This is a genomic window from Herbaspirillum sp. B65 (genome assembly GCF_000333555.1).
In the GTDB taxonomy this organism is placed as follows: domain Bacteria; phylum Pseudomonadota; class Gammaproteobacteria; order Burkholderiales; family Burkholderiaceae_D; genus Herbaspirillum; species Herbaspirillum rubrisubalbicans.
Window position 1 is genome coordinate 1 of sequence record NZ_BADI01001163.1, and the last position, 4890, is coordinate 4890.

Here is a 4890-nt window from a genome sequence, read left to right on the forward strand (position 1 = left end):
TCAGATGGTTGCGCTCTATAACGGTATGGGCGGCGGGGCTGCAGCAGCGATCGCGGCGATGGAACTGTTCAGTACTCGCGCCACCGGAATCCCAGCACTCAGCATTACCTTGCTCGGCGCGCTGATCGGATCTGTATCGCTGTCCGGATCGCTGGTTGCGTGGGCCAAGCTGGAAGGAGTAATAAAGCAGCCCCTGAGGTTTCGCGGGCAACAAATCCTAAACGGTACCGCCATGCTGGCTGCCATCATTCTCGGAGGCTTCATCGTCTATCTGACGCAAGTGGTGATCGGTACACCACAGCCGGCGCCGCTATTGGTCTGCCTGTTTTTTGCTTTTGCGCTGGTCTTCGGTGTGCTGATGACATTGCCTATTGGCGGTGCCGATATGCCCGTGGTGATTTCCATTTACAACGCATTAACGGGGCTGGCCGTGGCCCTGGAGGGGCTCGTTCTGCAAAATCCGGCGCTCATGATCGCTGGCATGGTGGTGGGCGCGGCCGGCTTATCGCTCACTCAACTGATGGCCAAGGCAATGAATCGATCGATCGGTAATGTGGTGTTCACCAATTTCGGTGCGGTTGCGAAGACCAGGCCGGGTGCTATCAAAGGCGAACTGAAGCCGGTCGATGCTGGCGATGCCGGGATTTTCATGCGCTATGCCGGTAGCGTAATCATCGTGCCAGGATACGGGCTTGCCGTCGCTCACGGCCAACAAAAGCTATATGAGTTCGTAAAATTGTTGCAGGTGGCCGGCGTTACTGTGAAGTTCGCGGTGCATCCGGTTGCGGGGCGTATGCCGGGCCAAATGGATGTACTGCTGGCCGAGGCTAGTGTGCCTTACGACATGATCTATCAGCTTGAAGATATTAATGAAGAGTTCAGCCACACCGATGCAGTGATGGTGATAGGCGCCAATGATGTGGTCAATCCTGCTGCACGCAACGACAAGTTATCACCGATTTTCGGCATGCCCATCCTCAATGCCGACCAGGCGAAGAAAATATACATCGTGAAGCGCGGTGAAGGCCGTGGTTATGCTGGTATTGAAAATCCCCTGTTCTACGGGGACAACTGCCAGATGGTGTATGGCGACGCGCAAACCGTACTGGTAAAAATGATTGAGGCGATCCGTGGCCTGGCTAGCACGGCCTAAAAAACACGGCATATGTAATGGGTGCACCGCTGGGCCGCAGCGTGCTCAAATCTTTCGCTCCACCCGTCTTCAATTCTCAAAATCAAAGGAATTCATAATGGCACTGAAAATGCAAGCCGCAGTCGTCGAGCAGTTCCGAAAGCCTTTGGTTCTACGGGAGCGGGATATTCCCACGCCGGCAGCAGGCCAGATTGTTGTCAAGACGGAAGCCTGTGGGGTGTGCCACACCGATCTGCATGCCGCTAAGGGAGATTGGCCTCTGAAGCCAACACTGCCATTCATACCTGGACATGAAGGTATCGGTTTGGTTGTAGCCGTCGGTGCCGGAGTGAGTAGGGTGAAGGCGGGTGACCGCGTCGGTGTGCCCTGGTTGTTTTCCGCTTGCGGCCATTGTGAATATTGCCTGAAAGCCTGGGAGACCGTATGTGGCCAGGCCCAATTCGGTGGCTACACGGTCAACGGCGGATTTGCCGAATACATTCTCGCTGATCCTGCCTATGTCGCACACATTCCGGCAGGACTCAGTGCGCTGCAAGCGGCGCCGATCATCTGTGCCGGTGTCACTACCTACAAGGGCATCAAGGAGACCTCGGTCAAGCCCGGTGAATGGATTGCCATCTCCGGCGCTGGGGGGCTGGGCCATTTGGCGGTGCAATACGCCAAAGTCATGGGACTCAACGTGTGCGCGATTGATGTCGACGATGGCAAGCTGGAGCACGCCAGGCAGTTGGGAGCAGATTTGCTGATCAATGCCAAAGCCAGCGATCCGGCTGTAGTGTTGAAGAAAGAAATCGGCGGGGGGGCGCATGGTGTGCTTGTCACTGCACCATCGCTAAGCGCCTTCGCGCAGGGTGTTTCTATGACGCGCAAGCTTGGAACCTGCGTACTGGTCGGCTTACCGCCGGGAGAATTTCCGATACCGCTGTTCGATGTGGTGGCCAATTGCATCACCATTCGCGGTTCGTTTGTCGGAACTCGCCAGGACATGAATGAGGCGCTTGCTTTTGCCGCAACTGGTAAGGTCAATGCAGATATCGAGTTGCAGCCGCTTTCGGCCATCAATCAGGTCTTCGAACGGCTGGAACATGGCCAGGTGGCCTCGCGTGTGGTGATTGATTTCGCGGATGGCTGACCGAGTGGCTACCTTCAGCAGGCAATGGGAGGTGGGTCAAATTGAGAGGGTCAAATCTGCGAGCAAATCAACATCCAGGTGTACTTCTGCGATCCACGCAGTCCATAGCAGCGCGGATCGAACGAGAACATCAATGGCTTGCTGCGACATTACTTCCCTAACGGATTGGATATCTCCGGCTACTCCCAGGCGCAACTCAATGCCATTGCGCGACTGCCGTGATTTCCGGCCTGGGCGGGCGATATCCGATCGCGATCAGAGCGATCGCGGCGGCAATGAAATCTGAGGTTTAGCAGGCCGGGACCCCGGCCTGGGTTGAACGGGCTACTCGGAATTTTGAACTGACCCGTAAATTCGGACGGTTTAAAAGCTAGCCAGCGAAGGCCTGAGTTCGGTATTGCACCGGGCTCAGGCCTTTCAGTTTGAGGCGGATTAAGGCATCAATGCCGGATTTCATACGCTTCCTTGGCTTCCTGGCGCTGCCTGTCTAGGTAGTCGCCAACGTCACGTACATCAGCCACGCGGTTCCTACCCTCCTTACGCGTTGGGATTGAAAATGTTCCCTGCCGAGATTTTATTGTGAGCGGTGCCGACCTCCAAGCTGATTTCCTCGCAGACTTCTGCCAGTGTCATCGTCATGCGCTCATATTTCATTACTAAGAACATTTGTGCCTTCATATCACACCTTCGTTGCGCAGAGTGCCCCTCAGCTTTTGAAACAATCTGTTGAGACGTGAAATGGAGATTCGATAGGCTCTCCAGCAGAGGAAACCGTTCACGGCATTGTATTCACGATGCATTTCGTCACTAGCGTGATCAATGCTGCACAGAAACTTTCCAACAAAATTGGATTGTTGTTTAGAGCTTGTATAGATCGTCGCCTTCATAATGCCGGATGTAGATTATGTCTTTCGGTTTCTGCATTTTTGTCTAGGGCATGTTTCTGCTTCGGAGCTTAGGGTTTAACTGCTCGGCCAGTATCTGTAGAAGCTGCCCACAGAGGCTCTGATTTCAACTTTTCGCTGTAGTCGCTCAGGCACAGACGTCTGGCTTCTTGGTTCGGCATATTACGGCGCAGGCTTCCCGCATCATCGCAAGTGAGGATGTCCACCAGCGGCACGCCCCGGAATTGCCCTGCCAGCTCGTTATCCAGCTCCACCCAGGCGAATCTCTGGCCATTGCCCAGGTGCTGACGGATGACCGATAGATAGCCAGCCAGTACACCGTCATCTGGTGTGTTGAAGGTGATGCGGTCGAGGGGCTGTGGTGGCAGCATGACGAAATCACGCTGTTTCGGCTGCTTGGCGAAATACGTGGTGTCGTAACCTTCGGCGCGGTAAGACACGGCGGGATTGGTGGTTGTGGTTGCATTCACTTTTGGTTCTCCTGAATGGCCGTAACAGAGCACACGCCAAAGCGATCGACGGCGGCGGCGATCACGTCGCAGCTATGTGCTGCGATGGCGGTGTAGGAATGGCGTGCGCTGACAGTGCGCACGACGACACGAAACGCGGTCATGGGGCGTTCCCTTTCGTTGGGTTGGGATCAATCGGAAGTTCGCTGACATCGAGCCGGCCGGCGCGCCAGCCGGCCACCTGGCGAGGCGTACCGCGACGCGGTGACTTGTCCGGCACGGGCACCACGCGTGGCCAGGGACACGCCTTAATGGCATCCCAGGCGGCCAGCACCCGGCGCTGTTCGTCAGCCGTCATGACTGGTGCTGGCCATGTCGGCACGTCGTACACCACCGGCCGAGGCCAGGGGCATGCGCCCAGGGCAAGCCAGGCATGTTCAACCTGTGCTGCCTGGTCCGGCTGGAACGTGACCGGCGCCGGCGCGTTCTTCGGCTCAAAGGACGTATCGGCCGCAAAGGCAGGCGCGGCGGGCTGCGTACAGTTATTTACACGAGTCCAAGGGAACCCCGAACCCGTCGATGCTCGGGCGTCGTGCCCTTGAACGGGCGTCCATGTATGCCGAACCGACTTAAAAACCACCCCGGCCATTTGGCGGCACTGCACGCCATAGGGCATGACGCGTTCACACTCTTCATAGCGGCCGGTTACAGTCTTGGTTTCCTTGGCCAGGGTGACCATCAGATCGTCGCGCTTCACGATGGCACCACCTTGGGCGCGCAGATAACTGGCCCAGCACGCACGCTTCTCGCCCTCGATCTTTTGCACGGCATCCCAGGCGGCGGCCATCGCCGGGGGCGCCTCTTGCACCATCTCTGCCGGCACGCGGCGCAGCTCGCGCCATACGCTCACAGGCGCGCCACCCCATTGCTGGAACTGACGAATGCCCCAGCGAGCGGCCCAGGCTTCCACGCGGGCCGATGGCGTCAGCTCATAGTCCCCGGCCATGTCAGTGGTGATGAGATAACCCTCTTTGGTCTTATGGTCGGCGACGCCGTCGATGTTCTTGGCCACGTATTTGGCGATGTAGCCAGCAGCGCTGCCCTTTGACCAGTCGATGCGCTTCACATCGAGGCGACGCTTGAATGCACCCGGCTCGCCGCGATCCACGCGCCAGGCATACCGCTTCATGATGCGGATAGCACGGCTGGCCACGTCCTTGACGTGCGGCGTGGTGTAGCCCGGCGAGCGCG

5 protein-coding genes and 1 pseudogene are annotated in these 4890 nt (G+C 57.4%); 3 read left to right on the plus strand and 3 right to left on the minus strand.

The annotated features are described in order from the left end of the window. From I5W_RS28035 to I5W_RS31810, 3 genes and pseudogenes are all read left to right on the plus strand, one after another. Nucleotides 1-1153 (plus strand): NAD(P)(+) transhydrogenase (Re/Si-specific) subunit beta (locus I5W_RS28035; protein ID WP_044531725.1); only part of this gene is annotated, 1153 nt, incomplete at its 5' end. A gap of 97 nt (nt 1154-1250) precedes the next feature. Continuing rightward, nucleotides 1251-2285, plus strand: coding sequence for an alcohol dehydrogenase AdhP (gene adhP / locus I5W_RS28040; protein WP_044531726.1), 1035 nt, complete (start codon nt 1251-1253; stop codon nt 2283-2285). Between the two features lie 78 nt (nt 2286-2363). Then, nucleotides 2364-2495, plus strand: a pseudogene (locus I5W_RS31810) (IS30 family transposase); the annotation flags it as partial. 745 nt (nt 2496-3240) lie between these two features. Here the strand turns inward: I5W_RS31810 and I5W_RS28050 are convergent. From I5W_RS28050 to I5W_RS28055, 3 genes are all read right to left on the minus strand, one after another. Next, on the minus strand, nt 3241-3660 hold the full coding sequence (locus I5W_RS28050; protein ID WP_252717261.1) for a hypothetical protein: 420 nt from the start codon (nt 3658-3660) through the stop codon (nt 3241-3243). Further along, nucleotides 3657-3803 carry a hypothetical protein gene (locus tag I5W_RS32700; RefSeq protein WP_166675789.1) on the minus strand — a complete coding sequence of 49 codons (147 nt, stop codon included), beginning with the start codon at nt 3801-3803 and terminating at the stop codon, nt 3657-3659. The genes I5W_RS28050 and I5W_RS32700 overlap by 4 nt, the downstream gene beginning before the upstream one ends. Then, nucleotides 3800-4890: replication endonuclease (locus tag I5W_RS28055; RefSeq protein WP_044531727.1), on the minus strand; the 1091-nt coding region annotated here is incomplete at its 5' end. The genes I5W_RS32700 and I5W_RS28055, both read right to left, overlap by 4 nt.

What these genes read in the sequence shown, in the direction of transcription:
- I5W_RS32700 (WP_166675789.1), bottom strand. Translation starts at nt 3,803, where the DNA reads ATGACCGCGTTTCGTGTCGTCGTGCGCACTGTCAGCGCACGCCATTCC.
- adhP (WP_044531726.1), top strand. Translation starts at nt 1,251, where the DNA reads ATGGCACTGAAAATGCAAGCCGCAGTCGTCGAGCAGTTCCGAAAGCCT.